The 17,657-nt window shown below is 67.3% G+C and carries 15 protein-coding genes; 8 read left to right on the forward strand and 7 right to left on the reverse strand.

Annotation, left to right across the window (positions count from 1 at the left end):
• Positions 1–68: 68 nt before the first annotated feature.
• The 3 genes from ACFXJL_RS18835 to ACFXJL_RS18845 all read right to left on the reverse strand — a co-directional run bounded on the left by ACFXJL_RS18835 (position 69) and on the right by ACFXJL_RS18845 (position 4,339).
• Positions 69–1,601, reverse strand: coding sequence for an MFS transporter (locus tag ACFXJL_RS18835; RefSeq protein WP_384644380.1), 1,533 nt, complete (start codon positions 1,599–1,601; stop codon positions 69–71).
• Between the two features lie 162 nt (positions 1,602–1,763).
• On the reverse strand, positions 1,764–2,111 hold the full coding sequence (locus ACFXJL_RS18840; protein WP_358882376.1) for a PRC-barrel domain-containing protein: 348 nt from the start codon (positions 2,109–2,111) through the stop codon (positions 1,764–1,766).
• Between the two features lie 380 nt (positions 2,112–2,491).
• A complete protein-coding gene (locus ACFXJL_RS18845) occupies positions 2,492–4,339 on the reverse strand; it encodes a transketolase (RefSeq protein ID WP_384693775.1) in 1,848 nt (615 codons plus the stop codon).
• 474 nt (positions 4,340–4,813) lie between these two features.
• Here ACFXJL_RS18845 and ACFXJL_RS18850 point away from each other — a divergent pair, with 474 nt between their 5' ends.
• The 3 genes from ACFXJL_RS18850 to ACFXJL_RS18860 all read left to right on the forward strand — a co-directional run bounded on the left by ACFXJL_RS18850 (position 4,814) and on the right by ACFXJL_RS18860 (position 7,072).
• Entirely contained in the window at positions 4,814–5,356 is a 543-nt protein-coding gene (locus ACFXJL_RS18850) for a type 1 glutamine amidotransferase domain-containing protein (RefSeq protein ID WP_384693778.1), read from the forward strand.
• A gap of 278 nt (positions 5,357–5,634) precedes the next feature.
• Positions 5,635–6,435: a phytanoyl-CoA dioxygenase family protein gene (locus ACFXJL_RS18855; protein WP_384693780.1), complete on the forward strand. Its 801-nt coding sequence runs from the start codon at positions 5,635–5,637 to the stop codon at positions 6,433–6,435.
• 22 nt (positions 6,436–6,457) lie between these two features.
• Positions 6,458–7,072, forward strand: a complete 615-nt coding sequence (locus tag ACFXJL_RS18860) for a DUF6309 family protein (protein ID WP_384693783.1) — start codon at positions 6,458–6,460, stop codon at positions 7,070–7,072.
• On the opposite strand, the gene ACFXJL_RS18865 is transcribed toward ACFXJL_RS18860, so the two are convergent.
• Entirely contained in the window at positions 7,001–7,771 is a 771-nt protein-coding gene (locus ACFXJL_RS18865) for an SDR family oxidoreductase (protein ID WP_384693786.1), read from the reverse strand. The genes ACFXJL_RS18860 and ACFXJL_RS18865 overlap by 72 nt on opposite strands.
• Before the next feature lie 26 nt (positions 7,772–7,797).
• Between ACFXJL_RS18865 and ACFXJL_RS18870 the strand changes: the two genes are divergently transcribed.
• Positions 7,798–9,168, forward strand: coding sequence for an aspartate aminotransferase family protein (locus ACFXJL_RS18870; RefSeq protein ID WP_384693788.1), 1,371 nt, complete (start codon positions 7,798–7,800; stop codon positions 9,166–9,168).
• A gap of 507 nt (positions 9,169–9,675) precedes the next feature.
• On the opposite strand, the gene ACFXJL_RS18875 is transcribed toward ACFXJL_RS18870, so the two are convergent.
• Positions 9,676–10,209, reverse strand: a complete 534-nt coding sequence (locus ACFXJL_RS18875) for a DUF1203 domain-containing protein (RefSeq protein WP_384693791.1) — start codon at positions 10,207–10,209, stop codon at positions 9,676–9,678.
• A 99-nt stretch (positions 10,210–10,308) separates the two neighbouring features.
• A complete protein-coding gene (locus ACFXJL_RS18880) occupies positions 10,309–10,956 on the reverse strand; it encodes a MerR family DNA-binding transcriptional regulator (protein WP_384693794.1) in 648 nt (215 codons plus the stop codon).
• A 144-nt stretch (positions 10,957–11,100) separates the two neighbouring features.
• Between ACFXJL_RS18880 and ACFXJL_RS18885 the strand changes: the two genes are divergently transcribed.
• From ACFXJL_RS18885 to ACFXJL_RS18895, 3 genes are all read left to right on the forward strand, one after another.
• Positions 11,101–12,903, forward strand: coding sequence for an ABC transporter ATP-binding protein (locus tag ACFXJL_RS18885; protein ID WP_384693797.1), 1,803 nt, complete (start codon positions 11,101–11,103; stop codon positions 12,901–12,903).
• Positions 12,900–14,642: an ABC transporter ATP-binding protein gene (locus tag ACFXJL_RS18890; protein ID WP_384693799.1), complete on the forward strand. Its 1,743-nt coding sequence runs from the start codon at positions 12,900–12,902 to the stop codon at positions 14,640–14,642. The genes ACFXJL_RS18885 and ACFXJL_RS18890 overlap by 4 nt, the downstream gene beginning before the upstream one ends.
• Positions 14,643–14,911: 269 nt before the next feature.
• A complete protein-coding gene (locus ACFXJL_RS18895) occupies positions 14,912–15,937 on the forward strand; it encodes an ABC transporter substrate-binding protein (RefSeq protein ID WP_384693802.1) in 1,026 nt (341 codons plus the stop codon).
• Positions 15,938–16,120: 183 nt separating this feature from the next.
• Here the strand turns inward: ACFXJL_RS18895 and ACFXJL_RS18900 are convergent, their stop codons facing one another.
• Positions 16,121–16,378: a hypothetical protein gene (locus tag ACFXJL_RS18900; protein ID WP_384644360.1), complete on the reverse strand. Its 258-nt coding sequence runs from the start codon at positions 16,376–16,378 to the stop codon at positions 16,121–16,123.
• Between the two features lie 488 nt (positions 16,379–16,866).
• On the opposite strand from ACFXJL_RS18900, the gene ACFXJL_RS18905 reads away from it, so the two are divergent.
• Positions 16,867–17,349 (forward strand): hypothetical protein, encoded by a 483-nt coding sequence (locus ACFXJL_RS18905; protein ID WP_384693804.1) that lies wholly within the window; start codon positions 16,867–16,869, stop codon positions 17,347–17,349.
• Positions 17,350–17,657 lie beyond the last annotated feature (308 nt).

Consider the following 17,657-nt stretch of genomic DNA (forward strand, 5'->3'; position numbering starts at 1 on the left):
GTCAAGCACCTGGGCGGTGGGCAGAAGCACGGATAGGACGGGGGCGCCGGCATCCGCGGCGGAACCATTCAGGTGCGGTGCCCGGTCGCTCGGCCATCCGACTGACGAGGCAGCGGGGCACCTTCGGTCGTTTGGTCCCGGGCGTCGGACGGTTGTGCGGAGAGGGGGGTGGCGATGTCCTCCAGTGAGCGGCCTTCCGCGGCGACGGCGAAGAAGAAGGCGATCACACCCGCAATGACCATGAGCGTGGCCCCGATGCAGAACGCGAGAACCGCGTCGGAGACGGCTCCGCTCTCGGTCAGTCCGGCGAAGACGAGGGGGCCGGAGATGCCGCCTGCTGCGGTGCCGATGGCGTAGAAGAAGGCGATGGACATCGCCCGTGTCTCCATGGGGAAGATCTCGCTGACGGTCAGATAGGCGGAGCTTGCTCCGGCTGATGCGAAGAAGAGGACGACGCACCAGCACAGGGTCATCGTCGTTGCGGTGAGCACTCCGGCGCCGAAGAGTGCGGCGGTGGCGAACAGCAGGAGCCCGGACAGGATGTAGGTACCGGCGATCATGGGCCGCCGTCCCCAGGTGTCGAAGAGACGCCCGAGCAGCAGCGGGCCGAGGAAGTTGCCCGCGGCGATGACGGCGAAGAAGTAACCGATCGATGCAGTGGGGACGTCGAAGAACGTGACCAGGATCGAGCCGAAGCCGAAGGTGATGGCGTTGTACAGGAACGCCTGCCCGATGAAGAGTGCGAAGCCGAGGGTGGCGCGTCGCGGGTAGACGCGGAAGACCGTCCGGGCGATCTCCCCGAAACCGATCGTGCCACGCTGACGCACCGTCATCTCATTGCCAGCGTCGGGCAGGGGTCGTCCGATGTCCTGTTCGACCTGGTGTTCCACCTCGTCGACGAGCCGTTCGGCGTCCTTGGCCCGGCCGTGGATCAGCATCCAGCGCGGGCTCTCCGGCACGTGCCGTCGGACCAGCAGGATCACCAGACCCAACACAACACTGAGGGCGAAGGTGAGCCGCCAGCCGATGTCCTTGGGGAACAGATCGGTGTTGAGCGCGAGGACGGACAGCAGTGCGCCGCCCATGGCTCCGAGCCAGTAGCTGCCGTTGATGATCAGATCGACCCGGCCCCGGTACTTGCTGGGGATCAACTCGTCGATCGCGGAGTTGATCGCCGCGTACTCCCCACCGATACCGAAGCCGGTGAGGAACCGGAAGAGGAAGAACCACCAGACGGAGAAGGAGACCGCGGTCAGTGCCGTGGCCGCCAGATACAGAGCCAGGGTGATGAGGAACAGCTTCTTGCGGCCGTAGCGGTCGGTGAGTCGGCCGAAGAACAGGGCCCCGCAACAAGCGCCGGCGACATAGAGCGCAGCGGCGACCCCGGTGACCTGGGCACTGCTGATGTCGAGCCCGCTGCCGTCCTCCGAGATCCGCCCGGCGATGGCACCCACCACGGTGACTTCCAGACCGTCGAGGACCCACACGGTCCCCAGGCCGATGACGATCATCCAATGCCAACGCGACCACGGCAGACGATCGAGCCGGGCAGGCACCTTCGTCGTGATGGTGTCCGCTGGTAACCGCCTGGCCTCGTTCATGTCCTGCACCCCGTTTCATCCCGAAGTTGTGGGTCGATCAGCCGAGTGACGATCGCCCGACACCGCGCCGGGCCATGTGTTCCGCGCTGCCGCCCGGGACTCAACCCACGGGACGACGGTCCGGTGCCCCCGCACGAACGGCGGGGGCACCGGCAAAGCTGGTTAGATCCGCGGCGGCCAGTAGAAGGCCGTCAACTGCCGGCGGTAGTCGGCGCTGTCGTAGTGGGTCTCCCGGTGGAACTCGGGGGCGCCCTTGACCTGGTCCTTGGTCAGATCCAGGAACACCTTCTTGTGGTCCGTGTCGACCCGAGTGACGGAACCGGCGGGAATGAGTACTTCCCTGCCGAAGATCCACGGACCGGTGTCCACCACGAGACAGGCGGAGCCCACCTCGTCGGTGTGTTTGTCGACCTTGCCGATGTCGCCATCCAGGGCCTCCACCTGGAATCCGGTCAGATCGGACCCGGTGTATCCGGCTGCGGACGGGTAGTCCCAAGCGTTTTCCTGCACGGTACGGAATCCTTTCCCTCGGAATGAGAAGAGGCCACGGCGGGGTCACCGCTCCTCCGGACGGAGCCGCCGCCGTGGCCGCTCCCGTCCTCACCGCGCGCCTTCCCCGCTCACCGCCCGCCATACGTACCGGCTCTCCGCGAACCTCAAGGGGATCCCCCTTGGCGTCGACCCAACGCCCCGTCAGATGGACGGTTCGGCCGACCGTGCACCAGCCCCGCCGAGGAGCTAACCGGCACGCCAGGACCCGGGCGCAACCGTCATGGTCCGGGCGGAGTGAGCCGTGCAACGTCACCCCGCCCGATCGGCAGCGAGCAGGCACGGTGCACAACAGGAGCCGCTCCCGCAGCGGTGGGCCAGCTCGCGATCAGCCAGAAGGATCAGGAGACGATGACCTCTTCCACCAGCAGTTTGACGCTGGCGGCGATCGACTCGGCATCGATACCGGAGTGGTGGAGTTGTTCTTCGGGGGTGGCGGAGCCGGGCATGTTCGAGACCGCGAGGCGAACCAGCCGAGGCCCCGGACGGCCGTCGGCGAAGGCCGCCGCGACCGCGTCCCCGATACCTCCCGCGGGCCGGTGGTCCTCGACGGTCATCAGACACCCCGTTTCCTCCGCCGCGTGCCGGAGGGTATCCGCATCGACGGGCTTGATCGAATACAGGTCGACCACCCGCACGGCGATGCCGTCGGCAGCCAGCAGATCGGCGGCGCGCAGTGCCTCGTGCACGGTGACACCGGCGCCGACAACGGTGAGCCGGTCGTCCGGGCTGGACCGCAACACCCGGGAACCGCCGACCGGAAAGTCCTCGTCCGGGCCGTAGAGCACAGGCGTCGCGCCACGGCTGGTGCGCAGGTATCCGATGCCCGGTAGCCGGGACATATGGGGAACGAGACGGGCCGTCTGGTTGGCGTCACAGGGGTAGAGGACGGTTGACCCATGGATGGCACGCATCATGGCGAGGTCTTCGAGCCCCATCTGCGAGGGCCCGTCCTGGCCGATGGCGACCCCCGCGTGGGAGCCGCAGAGCTGGATGCCGGTACCGCTGACGGCGGCCATCCGAATGAAGTCGTGGGCCCGGGTGAGGAAGGCCGCGAAGGTCGTCGCGTAGGGGAGGTAGCCGCGCGCCCGCATCCCGACCGCGGTCGCGACCAGCTGTTGTTCGGCGATGTACAACTCGAAGTACCGGTCCGGATGGGCCTTGGCGAACGCGTCCGCCCGGGTGGAGTCGCCGACCTCACCGTCCAACGCGACGACATCGCCGCGCTCGGACCCCAACGCGGCGAGCGCGGCGCCGAAGGCGTCCCGGGTGGCGACCTTGTCGCCGACCTGGTAGCGCGGCGTCGCAGCTTCTTCGGACGACGGCGAACCCATGGCGACCGACCCGTCCGGCGGCGGCGCGACCTCGACCCGAGCGGAGCGGACGCCACCCAGTTCCTCGATCGCCTGCGCGGCATGGGGCAGCGGTTTGCCGTGGAAGCCCTCCTGGTCCTCCACCTCGGCGACACCGCGGCCCTTGTGGGTACGGGCGATGACAGCCGTCGGCCGGCCTCGGGTGGCCGCGGCCTCCTGATAGGCGGCGTCGATCGCAGTGACGTCATGGCCGTCGATCTCGACCGTGTGCCAGCCGAAGGCCCTGAACCGCCGGCCGTAGGCGTCGAGGTCCCATCCTTCGCGGGTGGGGCCGCGCTGACCGAGCCGATTGACGTCGACGATCAACGTCAGGTTGTCGAGCCGCTCATACGCCGCATGTTCGGCGGCTTCCCAGATGGAACCCTCGGCCATCTCACTGTCCCCGCACAACACCCAGATCCGGTACGGAAGCCGGTCGAGCCGCTTCCCGGCGAGCGCCATCCCGGCACCGACCGGAAGCCCCTGCCCCAGGGAGCCGGTGGCCACGTCCACCCAGGGCAGACGTGGGGTCGGGTGGCCCTCCAGGAGGCTGCCGTCCTGCCGGAAGGTGAGCAGTTCTGCGTCGTCGACCACTCCGGCTGCCCGGTAGAGCGCGTAGAGCAGTGGGGAGGCATGCCCCTTGGACAGGACCAGACGGTCGTTGCCCGGGTGACGGGGTCGGTCGAAGTCATACCGCAGATGGTGCGCCAGCAGTACGGCACCGAGATCGGCAGCCGACATCGACGACGTGGGATGTCCCGACCCCGCCGCGTCCGCCGCACGCACCGCGTCGACCCTCAACTGCTGCCCCAGTTCGGCCAGTTGCTCCATCTCCATGTCAGCGCTCCTTGCTCGGTCCACGTCGCGGCTCATCGAGGCGCGTCCTCCTACCCGGGTCGCGTCCTCCTCCAGGGTTCCGCCTACTTCCCCAGACCGCTCCCCGAGTGCCCCGACGCCCTCGGCGCAAAACCGACTCCGGAGGCGGACCGCGCCCTCATGGGAGCTCGCGCACCCCGATCCGTCCTCCCACCGGGCCGGTCAGCTCGACGTGCGACCTGCACCGGTGTGTCGCACCATCGAAGGGATGCCCGTTGTGCCTGGGCGGGCAGTGGCAAGCGATCCGGGACCGGGAGAAGGGCAGCATTTTGTTGCCGTCCGGTGTGATTCTTCCGCGGCAGACGGGTACCCGCGCATCGAAAGCCGGTACGCGGGGTCGCTTCGGAAGGTGCTCCGCGTCCCCAGCAGAACCCACACCCAGCCGCTGACCCACCCGACAGTGGTGCTCCGGGTGAGGAGAGGACGTGAGCACGGATGAGGATCGCCTTCCTGGTGGCTCCTGAAGGAATCGAACAGATCGAACTGACCGAGCCGTGGCGGGCCGTCGTCGACGCGGGTGACACCCCCTCGCTGATCTCCACCGAAGCAGGCCGCGTGCAGGCGTTCAACCACCTCGATCGCGGGGACACCTTCCCGGTCGACCAGGTCGTGGCAGAAGCCGATGCAACGGCGTACGACGCTCTCGTACTGCCCGGCGGCGTGGCGAACCCGGACGCTCTGCGGATGGACGAACGTGCTGTGGCCTTCGCACGGTCGTTCTTCGACGCGGGCAAGCCCGTGGCGGCCATCTGTCACGCACCCTGGCTGCTCGTGGAGGCGGACGTCGTCGGCGGACGGACCCTGACCTCCTGGCCGAGTCTGCGCACCGACATCCGCAACGCCGGCGGTACCTGGGTCGACGAACCCGTGCGGATCTGCCGCAACGGCCCGAACACCCTGATCACCAGCCGTCGGCCGGACGACCTCAAGGACTTCACCGGCGCGTTCACCGAGGAGTTCGCCACGGCAACGTCCTGAAGAGACTCAGCCACATCGCGCGTGAGGCCGGTGCCCCAGGGACACGGGTGCCCCAGGTACACGGCACGCCGCAGCGGTCTCCGGAATTGACTTGATCCGTAGGCGGCGGCTTCAGCCCCGCCATAGGGATTTGGACATCCTTGTTGCCCTCCGCATAGACCGATAACGACCTGGATAGCCTCTGGCCTTGTTCGACCTTGTTCGGGTCGAATTTATGCCAGGTCGAGCCGCACTCCACGAGGAATTCGTACGGGCGGCTACGGGGAGGGAACGGCACTGTGAGCCAACAAGCCTCACCCATGCTCGACACCGAGCAGATAGCCCAGTTCGATGAACTCGGCTATCTCGTACTCCCCGCCTTCCTACCGCCCGCGCTGGTGGTGCGGCTGGAGCCGGAGGTCGACCACTGGGTGGACAGTGGACTGCGGGCGGACTCGATCGCAGCCTGCCGTGACGCCGAGTCGTTACAACCGCCACCGGTCATGGAGATCGAACTTCCGGCCCACGGCGAGCTTGTCGCACATCCTCCCCTGATGTGGCTCCTGCACCAGCTCATGGGAAGAGACTTCGTCTTCCATCACCTTCACAGCGTCCGGCTGCCGCCGGACGCCCCCGGCAAAAGCTGGCACCACGACTATGAGCAGCCCGTGGGGCACGGCCGAAGCCATCTGATGGTGCATGCACTGCACTATCTCGGCGGCCTCGAAGCTTCACAAGGCGGCCTGGCGCTCCTCCCGGGCTCGCACCGAGAACATGCGGAGAAGGCTGCCCGGGCCCGGTTAGGCTGTTCCGAGCTGCCGGGCGAGGTCCTGGTCAACGACCTGCCGCGCGGCTCGACCGTGCTGATCCACTCGGCACTGTTCCACACCCGGCGCCCGCCGTGCGTCACGGGGGGCGAGGCGAACCGGCCTCGCTATCTGGTCGATGGTTCGTACTGCCGGACGGGGGTGCGCTGGCAACCGGTGAAGCCGTACTGGCGTCAGATGCTCAGCCGGGCAAGGGACCTTGGCCTGGGCCACGGTCAGTGGCCGGAGCTCTTCTCCGACCAGCACTTCACCGAGTACACCGACCCGAACTGACGCTCCCGAGAGGCACATCAGCATGCTGACCGTTGCACCCGTCTCGTTTGACGAGGTACTTCACCGCTTCCACCAGGAGCACCCGCTCGACCGGGAGCACGAGGAGAACACCAACGACGAGGCAGAGGGACACCTCCGTGCCGCGGACCGCACCATCGGGGGATGGCGCAAGGTCCTGCTCGACAGGAGTGACCTGGGCGGCATCATCCTGCCGTGGCATCTCGGTGAGGGCGGGGAGCGGGAGCTCATTCCCAAGACCGGGCTGACGGTCGCCCGTACGGTGGCGCTGCTGCGCGCGTCGGGTGCGGCGTACGCACGTTCGAACCCGGTCTGCGGTCGCAAGCTCGCGCACCAGGCGACCAGCGCCTTCGCAACGATCTTCCTCAGCGTCGGGCCTGCGCCGGGCATCGACTACGACGGTCTGACGGTCAGGGACGGGCTCACTCACCTGGACGGCCTGCACCGCATGATCTCTTGGGAGCTCCACGGCAGGCTCACTCCCGGCACCCGGATCCAGGCGTACGTGGCTGGAGGGCCCGCCGGATCCGGGTCGGGAGCCGGACCGCTAGCCGCGGCCGACGTACGGCATGGCGGTGGGCATCACCGTGACGGACTGGATGTTCACGCCGACGGGTAGGTTCGCCATGGTGACGACCATGTTCACGACATGAGAAACGTCCATGGTCGGCTCGACCCGAAGTGATCCGTCGGCCTGGCGGACCGCCGGTTGTTCACGGCCCACCGGCGTGACGTTGCCGATGTCTATCTGACCGCAGGAGATGTCATACCGGCGTCCGTCGAGCGACAGGGACCGGGTGATCCCGGCGACCGCGTGCTTGGCCGCGGTGAAGGCGATCGAGTCCGGGCGCGGCACGTGGGCGGAGGGAGCGCCGTTGTTGATGATGCGGCCACCACGCGGCAACTGGTCCTTCATCATCCGGTAGGCGGCCCGTGAGCACAGGAAGGTGCCGGTGGCGATCGAGTCGAGCACCCGCCGCCAGTCATCGATGTCCACGTCCTCGGTCGGCGTGTACGGCATCGTGTCGGCCGCGTTGTTGAACAGTACGTCGACGCGCCCGAACCGCTCAGCCACCTCAACGAACAAACGCGTGACGGCGTCGGCGTCGGTGATGTCCGCGACGACCGGCACGGCCTGGCCCAGGCCCCCTTGTCCGGCGCCTGCCCGGGCGAGTTCCGCCGTCTCCTCCAAAGTGTCCCTTCTCCGCCCGACCAGCACCACCGACCACCCGTCCGCGACGAGCGCCAGGGCGCAGGCACGGCCAATTCCGCTGCCGGCGCCGGTAATGACAGAGACCTTATGGACCTTTTCGGCCACGAGCGGTTCCCCTTACAGGAGCAAGAATGAGTCTCGAAAATTTCGCCTCCCCTACCGTTCGCGGTGTTCCTGAAATCGGGAATACCAAAACGAGCCAAGCCCTGTTCGAACGAGCGAAACTCTCACTGGCCGGCGGGATCGCCTCCTCGTCACGTCTCACCTCGACGGGCACCCGCCCGTACCCGCTCTACATCAACAGCGGCTCGGGGGCACGAATCGTCGATGTCGATGGAAACGAGTACCTCGACTACCTCATCTCCTACGGCAGCGTGATCCTCGGACACGCCGCTCCGGCCATCACCTCCGCGTTGTCCTCGGTGCTGGCGAACGGCACGATGTTCGGTACCTGCAACGTCCCGGAGGTCGAACTCGCCGAGTTGATCTGTTCGTTGGTCCCCTGCGCCGATCTGGTGCGCTTCTCGAACTCTGGCTCCGAGGCCGTTCTCGGCGCGATTCGTACGGCGCGCGGATTCACCGGCCGTTCCACGATCCTCAAATTCGAAGGTCACTACCACGGGTGGACCGACACCCTGGCGATCTCCAACCGCCCCACCGCCGCACAGGCCGGTCCCTATGAATCGCCCGCGGCCCATCCCCATTCCCCGGGAATCCCGCAAGGCGTCGTCGACGACGTGGTGGTCTGCCCGTGGAACGACGTGGACCTCCTGCGCACGGCCCTCGACGCGCACCGGGGCGAGATCGCGGCCGTGATCTGCGAACCGATCGTCGCCAACAACGCCTGCACGATGCCGCTCCCCGGCTACCTCCAGACGCTGCGCGAGGAATGCACCGCACGCGACATCCTGCTGATCTTCGACGAGGTCTGCACCGGCTTCCGTACCGGCCCCGGAGGCGCCCAATCGCTCTTTGGAGTGGTCCCGGACCTCGCGGTCTACTCCAAGGCCCTCGGTGGTGGGCTGCCCATCGCCGCCTTCGCCGGGCGCCACGACGTCATGGACAGCCTCGCCACCGGCCAGGTCAAGCACGGCGGCACGTACAACGGCTCTCCGCTGTGCGCCACCGCCGCTCTGGTCACCCTCACCGAACTGGCAGACCCGGCTGTCACCGCGCGGATCGAGGAGAGCGGCCGACGTGTCATGGAGGCCGTTCGTAAGGCCTCCACGGATCACCACGTTCCCTGCGCGGTACAAGGCGTCGGGTCCATGTTCCAGGTCGTGTTCTCCGCCGACGGCGCACCGACGCGGCACTACCGCGACACCCTCCGCCTCGACCAGCACCGCTATGACGCATTCCGCCACGCACTGCTCCAGCGCGGCATCCACGCCAACGGCTTCGGACTGGCCTGCTGGTTCGTCTCCGCCGCTCTCACTGAATCCGACATCGATGAGACCTGCGCGGCGATCGACGAGGCGTTCGCCGCCATCCGTACTGCCTGACGGACCGCGCCGATGGCCCTCACGAGGAGGCCGGGGGTGGTCCCGACCAGGGGCACCCGCATGACGGTCCGGCCACTACCGCATCTCATCTGAAATGCCATGGCGGGTCCAATTTCGGAACTATCCATCATCGCGACACTGGTGACCTGGAACTGACCATGGTTCCCATGGGGTATGTCCGGACCCACCTCGAACCGGTCAGGGACCGCTCTCAGACCCGGCTTCCGGCACCGGCGCTTCCCCCATGCCGAGTGCCCCGCCACCAGGGCGGGGCACAGTCACATCGGCTAGGGGGTCCAGGCGGACGCCCCAGAGGGTCCGCCGGCACCCGGGGGAGCCACCATGAATCGCTCGACGCTCTCCGACGGGCCGTTGCCCGGCCGGCTACCGAACAGCGGAAGCGCCGCTCGTGTCCGATGTGCCGGTGCTAGGTCCGATGTGCCGGTGCTACACGGGCACACCGGACCTCCAGACCGCCGGCCATCAGGACTGCACGCCGCCGGACGGTCAATCCACCGGCCCGCCCTCCGGCCGGACCTCGAAGAGAAAGCAGCCGTGCTCCAGGGCCCGTACGTGCACCAGCGCGACTCCGGACTCGGCGAACGCCTCTCGAAGGACCCGGTCGAACCCGGCGTCCGCGCTCTCCGGAACCTCGAAGAAGCGGCCCCCGACGATGTGCCCCTCGGCGTTGTAGCCCCGGACGGTGCGCAGTGCCCCCGGACGCGTGGACGGGTACCTCCCTGGCTCCCGTGGCCCCTCGCATTCGTCTGCGTGGATGAACACCGGCCCGATCTCGTCGTAGGCGCCGGGCTCGGCTCCGGTGGTCGTCGCCCAGCGGCGGAGCGGCGCATAGGAGACGAGGGCGACCCGCTCACCCGCTTCGATGGTCCGCAGGCAGCAGCGCAGCGGACCTCCCACACAGTCCAGGGGCACGCCGTCCTCACGCGCGGTGTACGGCCGCATCGGCCGGCCGCCGTCATCGACAGTTCGCAGTTCCTGGAGCGTGGCGGGAGGGATGGGAAGAGTTGTGTAAGCGGTCATGGGACCAGTTTCGGTAGCCGTTCCACGGGCTGTCTGGCGGAATTCGGACATGGAGTTCCGTGCCCTCGCTTCGGAGTGCGCGGCAAGCAAACATGCCGGCTACCGATGGGCATTGCGCCGGTACTGTCGTTGTTGGCACGCGCGCGAACAGTAGGTGCGGCGTCGGCCGCGGGCTTGTTGGGCGAACGGCTCCATACAGACGACACAGCGTCCCGAGGCCAGAGCATTTTCGTCACGCAGCGAATCATTTTCGTCACGCTGGGGCTGACCCTGTGCGCCGTGGGAGATCGACTGTGCCGCGGCGACGAGCCCCTCTGTCGCGATGCGCCGACGCGGTGTGTGGCTCATCAATTCATCATCCAGGTCGGGGCATTGTCTGACGATGTCGTCGTCAGGGCACTGCAGCAGGTGCAACAGGTACTCGTGCGCGCTCTGCAACCGCTCGATCTTCTCCTGGATCAGCCCCGCCTGCCGCTGCACCGTGCTCTGCCAGTGTCGATTCCGGCTCCCTGATGTGACGACCGATGTCTGCTCAAGAGGCATCGCCCCAACGACACAGCACAGGTAGGCGAGACCGATGCGACGGAGCTCGGTCTCGGTGTAGACCCGGCGTCCATTGACCCTCGGCGGTTCCGGAAGTACCCGTTGGGACTCCCACCACCGCAGGGTCGACGGAGCAAGCCCGAAGAGCGCCGCCGCTTGACCGATCGAGACGCCTTGTGGATTGTCCATGCGCCTATTTGACATCAAGTCACCTTGAAGTCTCAAGATTGAAGTGAGGTTAGGCATACCTAGCCACTCTCAGATGGTGGCCGTTCAGACGGCGTCGCCACGGTCAGCGGCGAGAACACCTCAACGAAGGCGATGACACTCCTCAGGAGGAACCGGAACGTGAGCACGACAACAGAAGGACGCGCGGCCCCCGCATCGGGGGCCGATACGAGCGGGGACCGGTCAGCCGCATTGGCGAACCCCGGGTCCCTGGCACGGTTGCTCGCTCCGATCCGGACCCATCTGGTGGTCTGCGCGACCCTCTCGGCCCTGGGTGCAGCGGCGGGGATCGTGCCGTACATCGCCGTTGCCGAAATCGCTCGACTCATGCTCGACGGCCCGACAGTGGCGCATGAGTCCGTCTGGACCTGGGTCGGCATCGGTGCCTCGGGCGCCGGGCTGTGGCTGCTGTTGCTCGTGCAGTCCTCCCGCGTGGGGCACTACGCGGACGCGAAGATCCTGCACGAGCTACGTACGCGGATCGTGCGCCATCTCGGCGCGTTGCCGTTGGGCTGGTTCCGCGCTTCGGGCTCGGGCAAGGTCAAGAGGGCGCTGACGGGCGACCTGGAGGAGATGCACGAGGTCATCGCCCACGCCTTGGGGCAGCTGACCGGAGCGGTCACGGTGATGGTCGTCGGAGCGGGCTATCTACTCTCGGTCGACGTGACGATGGCACTGATCGTGCTCGGCGTACTGGGCCTGATGGGGGTCTGCTACCGCATCTCGATGCGGTCCATGACGCCCCATATGAACCGGTTGACCGCTGCCGATGCGCGGATCAGCGCGGCCAGCGTCGAGTACGCCGATGGGATCCAGGTGGTCAAGTCGTTCGGCACCGGGGGCCGGGTCCTGCGCCGCTTCGACGACGCCGTGGACGAACACACCGACGCATTCGCGGCATGGGTCGCCGAGGTGCGCTACAGCTCGGCGGCAGCACGGCTGCTCGGCTCGGAGATGGCAGTCCTCGCCGTTGTGTCGGCCTCGGGTCTGGCCTTCGTCGACCACGGATCACTGGCGGTCGCGGATCTCGTGGCGTTCCTGGTCGTCGCAGTGGGTCTACCGAACTCGATCCTCCCGGCCGTCACCGCCTCCCAGGGGGTGCGCAAGGGGCGCATGGGCGCGGCCAACATCGAGCGTCTGCTGTCCCGTTCCCCCCTACCCGAGACCGAGCTACCGCTCACGCCAGACGGTCACGACGTGGAGTTCGACCGTGTCTCGTTCTCCTACGACGGAGTCAACAACGCGGTCGAGGAGGTCAGCGCCGTCTGTCCCTCCGGCCGAGTCACCGCGATCGTGGGCCCATCGGGCGCCGGTAAGTCGACCCTCGCAAGCCTGCTGCCGCGCTTCTACGACGTAACACACGGAGCGATCCGGATCGGCGGTGTGGATGTGCGCTCGATGACATCGACGGAGCTGTTGGGATCGATGTCGCTGGTGTTCCAGGAAGTGGCGCTGCTGAGGGACAGCGTGGCGGAGAACATTCGCATCGGTCGCCCCGGTGCCAGTGACGCGGAGGTTCACGAGGCGGCAGCCGCTGCCCATGTCCACGAGGTGATCGAGCGACTGCCCAACGGGTACGACACGCTGCTCGACGCCGGCGGGGGCAGCCTGTCCGGTGGTGAGCGCCAACGGCTGACGATCGCCCGGGCGATCCTCTCCGGGGCGCCGATCGTCGTCCTGGACGAAGCGACGGCGGCGCTGGACACCGACAGCGAGGAGGCGGTGCAGAATGCCCTCGCCAATCTGGCCGTCGGCAAGACCGTGATGGTGATCGCCCACCGACTGCACACGATCGCCGGTGCCGCCCACATCCTCGTACTCGACAAAGGACGGCTGGTCGAGCGGGGCGGCCACGACGAATTGCTCGCCCGCGACGGCCTGTACGCACGGATGTGGGCCGCGCAGGAAGGGGTGCCCGCATGATCCGCAGGTTGTACCGACTCTGGCCCGAGCCACAACTGTTGACCCGACTCTGGCTGCTGACAGCGGCGCAGGCCGTCCTCCAGGGGCTGCTGCTCGGCCTCCTCGTCCCCGTTCTCAACGCCATCGCACGGCCCGAACCCGACATCGCCGAGGCCACGCCGTGGCTCGTGCTCGGAGCCATCGGCGCCGCCACGTATGCGGTGCTCTCCGTCATCGCCACTCCGGTGGGCTTCGCGGCGGCCGGCGCACTGGCGGCGCAACTGCGGCGACGGTTGATGCGCCATGTGAGCACACTGTCGTTGGGGTGGTTCACCGCCGACCACAAGGCACGGCTCGCGCGGGGGGTGACCGCGGACGTGGGCAACGCTGCGCACCTGGCCGTGACGATCGGTGGGCCCGTCATCACCTCGACGTTGTTGCCGGCGACGGTCGTGGCCGTGACCTTCGCGGTGGACTGGCGGATGGCAATGCTGTTGTGCGCGATCGCGCTGGTCGCCTTCCTGGCGCTGCGGCGCGCCGCACGGATCGCCGAGATCGCGGAAATCGAGTTGGAGCGGGCGTCGACCGAGGTCGCCAGCAGGGCGATCGAGCTGGGCCAGGCGCAGTCGGTGCTGCGGGCTGCCGGCCATGCCCACGGCACGCCTCGGATGCGGGCCTCGCTTGAGGACCATCGCGACACCTACCGGGACGGCATGCGGCGCGCTCGACAACCGTTCTTCGTCTACACCGGCGTGATCATGGGTGGGTTCGTCGCGGTGCTCGCGCTCACCGCCGAACTGCTGCTCAGCAACCGTATCGCGGTCCCCGAGGCCATCGCACTCCTCGTCCTGGCGGCCCGATTCCTGGAGCCGCTCGGCAATCTCATCGACCTCATCGGGGCCCTGCGCGCGATGAGGAACCAGATCGCACGGATCGAGGACCTGTTGGCTGCCCCCACGCTGCCGGTGCCTGCCGACCCGGTATCCGACCTGGAGACGACCGACGTTGAGTTCTCGCACGTCAGCTTCGCCTATCCGGGCAGTGACACCCCCGCGCTGAGCGAGGTGTCACTGCGCTGCCGACCAGGTACCACCACTGCGCTGATCGGGCCGTCGGGCTCCGGCAAGACGACGGTGACCCGGCTCATCGCGCGATTCTTCGATGTGGATACAGGTCAGGTGCGGGTCGGCGGCGTCGACGTTCGTGAACTCGACCCGAGCACCTTGCTCGACGAGATCGCCATCGTGTTCCAGGACGTTTACCTGTTCGACGACACCATCGAGAACAACCTGCGCCTGGCTCGGCCCGAGTCGACGTGGGAAGAGCTCACGGAGGCCGCAGCAGCAGCGCGACTCGATGAGGTGATCGAGCGACTGCCCAACGGCTGGTGCACGCGTGTGGGCGAGGCGGGGGCCCAACTGTCGGGCGGCGAACGTCAACGTGTCGCAATCGCCCGGGCGATCCTCAAACGGGCCCGCATCGTGCTCGTCGACGAGGCCAGTTCCGCTCTCGACCCGGAGAACGAAGCCGCGATCACCCAGGCGATCGCCAACCTCGGTGACGACCCCGACCGCACGGTGGTCGTGATCGCCCATCATCCTGCGACTCTGGCCACTGCGGACCATGTGGTCTCGCTCGACGGCGGCCGAGTCACCGAGACGGGCACGCCGACGGAGCTGCTGCGTACAGGCGGGGCGTTCGCCCGCTTCAGCCGGCAGAACGAACGAGCGCGACACTGGCGGATCGCCGACCACGGATGAGGCGCGCGTACGGGAAGCCCCTCATGAGCCCGTCTGCTGCGAGTCGCCACAAGGGACCACCAGGCCGGCCGCTCTGCGGAGTCCGGAGTCAGCCCTCGAAACGGCGTTCTCAGTACGGGGCGCACTCCAGCGCTTTCGCCCTCGCCAAGGGCCACACCACAGGCAGGGCTCATGGTCCGCCCCTGTGGACCTCCGAGCACCGGGGACCGGCGATGCGCTCGCTCCGGCACTCACCACTCACCACAAGAGCCGCATCAGAGGAGACAGCGATGCCACGCGGAACTAGTCGACGACGCCGAACCCGTACGGCAGGGCTGTGGGCCGTGCTCATGGTCGTGGGCCTCCTCTTGAGCGGCTGCGGCTCCGCAACCGGTGAGAACCGCCGTGCAGCGGCCAAGACCACGACAGTTGAGGCCGCGAACGGTCGGATCACCGTGCCCGTGACCGATCAGGACATCTGGGCGCTGGATGTGTACACCGCGTTGAACCTCCTCGCTGTCGGCGTCGTACCGGATCATGTCGGCAGGACCCACCAAGGACAGGAAGCCCGTGAAGGGATCGCCGCTGATGCGGGCGTGAAGATCGTCGAGGCGCACAAGCTGGAACTGGTCGTCAGCGCCAAACCGTCCCTGATCGTCGGCATCGACCACCCCGAACACCGAGCGCTACTCAAACACCTGAAGGCGATCGCCCCTGTCGTCCTCATCGAGGACGGGATCGAGATCAATGAGCAGATGGAGGTGGTGGGCACGATGACGGGGCGCACGGCTGAGGCCATGAAGACCGTCGGTCGCATCGGTACGGCGACCGCGACGCTGGCTGCACGGATCAAAGGCGCCGGCCACTCGGGTCGGACCGTCTCCGTCCTCCAGGAGTATCCGACCGTCTTCTACGCCTACGACAGCAGCACGCAATGCGGCGCGCTGCTGACCCGTCTGGGCCTGGACCGTCCCGAGGCACAGTCCGGCGAGTCCGAATGGGGGTACACGGAAGTCTCCGAGGAGAACCTCGGCGAGCACGGCGCCGACATCGTGGTCGCTCTGGTGGACCGCATCTACGCCAAGGGAAAGTCCGTGCTCGACAGCCCCATGCTCGACACCTCCGAAGCGATCACCGCGGAAGTGGAATTCTCCGGCTGGTACAACAGCGACATCCTCAGTGCGTGGTGGGTCCTGCACGATGTGGCGGCCATTCTGTTCCATCAGGCACAACCCACCACTCACGCGGACGTACCGGCTCTATGGTCACAAGCCCTCGGGACGGAAACTCCGGGCGTCCGCAGCCCTTCGGCCTGAGAACGGCTGTACCACATCGCCCTGTTGGAGGCAGCCCGGCGAACCGGACACATGGGACCGTCGTGGTCGGCCTGCGCGCCGTGGGCGTGATCGTCGTGACGGTCGTGGCGACAGCGGGACCTTCACACCGCAAGCTGCCGCCGAGAGTCCCCCGCTACCTCCAGGTCGGGGTGTTGTCACTGGTCAAACTCGCCTGCGCGCCCTGCTGCGGATGCTCAGGATACGCATCCACCATGCGATCCCGAGCAGTGCGACTCCGACTGCGCAGTAGTTCCAAGCGTTCTCCCAACCCCTGGCGACGCCCAGTAGGTTCAGAGCGACCCAGAGTACGAGCACGACACACAGGGCGGTCCAGGCTATGTCCGCCCAACGCTCGCGCAGTTGGGAGAGCTGGACGGTACCTCGCCGCATCTCCCCCATCGGTTCGCCCTCGTCACTCATGTCTGCTCTCCCATCGTTGGTCGATCCTGACTCCGAGAGGTGATAGCCGCATGACGGCTTTCGCCGGGACAACCGTGGTGTGACCGGTCCCGACATCAGAATCGGCTCAGTCGTCACCGCGACCACGCCCCCTCCGTGCACCTGTGCACCTATGCACCTATGCACCCGTGCACCCGGGGAGTGCGACCGCACTGTCGTGGGCCTCGGTGAGGTGGGAGCGGTCATGTCCTCGGCGGTCATGGAGTTGCGGGTTCCCCCGGGCTCGCGATTGATTCCCGGTACGGACCTCGTGTGCTGGTGGCGGACTGGACGGGGCTGGCGGTGGGACATGCGCATGGTCACCCATCCACCAGTTCATGTCACTCACTGCCCTGGCCCTGCCCCCTTCCACGGCAGGAGGATGAAGCGCGCCTTGAGGGAGGCATCGATCCCGTACGGACAGGACGGCCGTCAAGCCTCCCAACACTCACCACGGCATGAGGAGTTCCATGAACCATCGCAAGAGACTCGCCGCAAGCCTCACTGCTGCCTTCACGCTCGGCGTGGGGTTGGTCGCCACCGCTCCTCAGGCGTTGGCGGCCGGCTACGAGACGGACCGCGCTGTCCGCACCAGTGCGAATCCCAACTACGAAGCGCCGGGCTGGTGGTTCCAGGGTGCCGGTCCCACCGGTCATGGCGGGGGTGTCGTGGCCTTCCAGTCAAACGGTGACAAATGGTGGGTCGCCGATACACAACGGGACGGCAAGTCCGTGGCCGTGAGATGGAAGAACTTCGTCAACGGCTCCCTCTATCGAGAGGGCGTGTGTATCAACAGCAACAGCGCACCTTCCTGGGCGACCTGCAACAAGAACTACCGTGAGGACAGCACCATCTGGGCGTCAACCTGTCTCTATGACGGCGACACCGGCACATACTCCGAGTGCAACCTGCTGGGCTTCCGCTTCCGCGTCAGCGACGGCAGAACCGTCTGACACCACCCCACTTCGGAGCGGTCCTCCCGCCACACGGCCGGACCGCCCAACGGACAAATCTCCGGTGGAACACGCCTCGCCGACCAACGTCCGGCCGCACCGGCCCGGACGATACCCATACCCGACGTCGCATTCGTCAGCCCGAGTGCGGCACATGGAGTCCGCCGCACGGAGGAGCCCCCCGATTTCAGGCCATGCTCACTACGTGTCGCCCCGCGGTGGGACGGCCCGACGAGGTCCGAAGGATCTTCGCATTCAGGTGGGATCTCCCATGAAATCTTCACTCCCGCGATCTACAGAGCGTGGGC

The sequence above is a fragment of the Streptomyces sp. NPDC059256 genome, from assembly GCF_042753785.1.
Lineage (GTDB): Bacteria > Actinomycetota > Actinomycetes > Streptomycetales > Streptomycetaceae > Streptomyces.

What these genes read in the sequence shown, in the direction of transcription:
- ACFXJL_RS18905 (WP_384693804.1), top strand. Translation starts at nt 16,867, where the DNA reads ATGAACCATCGCAAGAGACTCGCCGCAAGCCTCACTGCTGCCTTCACG.
- ACFXJL_RS18895 (WP_384693802.1), top strand. Translation starts at nt 14,912, where the DNA reads ATGCCACGCGGAACTAGTCGACGACGCCGAACCCGTACGGCAGGGCTG.
- ACFXJL_RS18875 (WP_384693791.1), bottom strand. Translation starts at nt 10,209, where the DNA reads ATGACCGCTTACACAACTCTTCCCATCCCTCCCGCCACGCTCCAGGAA.
- ACFXJL_RS18835 (WP_384644380.1), bottom strand. Translation starts at nt 1,601, where the DNA reads ATGAACGAGGCCAGGCGGTTACCAGCGGACACCATCACGACGAAGGTG.
- ACFXJL_RS18900 (WP_384644360.1), bottom strand. Translation starts at nt 16,378, where the DNA reads ATGAGTGACGAGGGCGAACCGATGGGGGAGATGCGGCGAGGTACCGTC.
- ACFXJL_RS18860 (WP_384693783.1), top strand. Translation starts at nt 6,458, where the DNA reads ATGCTGACCGTTGCACCCGTCTCGTTTGACGAGGTACTTCACCGCTTC.
- ACFXJL_RS18870 (WP_384693788.1), top strand. Translation starts at nt 7,798, where the DNA reads ATGAGTCTCGAAAATTTCGCCTCCCCTACCGTTCGCGGTGTTCCTGAA.
- ACFXJL_RS18880 (WP_384693794.1), bottom strand. Translation starts at nt 10,956, where the DNA reads ATGTCAAATAGGCGCATGGACAATCCACAAGGCGTCTCGATCGGTCAA.
- ACFXJL_RS18850 (WP_384693778.1), top strand. Translation starts at nt 4,814, where the DNA reads ATGAGGATCGCCTTCCTGGTGGCTCCTGAAGGAATCGAACAGATCGAA.
- ACFXJL_RS18890 (WP_384693799.1), top strand. Translation starts at nt 12,900, where the DNA reads ATGATCCGCAGGTTGTACCGACTCTGGCCCGAGCCACAACTGTTGACC.
- ACFXJL_RS18845 (WP_384693775.1), bottom strand. Translation starts at nt 4,339, where the DNA reads ATGGAGATGGAGCAACTGGCCGAACTGGGGCAGCAGTTGAGGGTCGAC.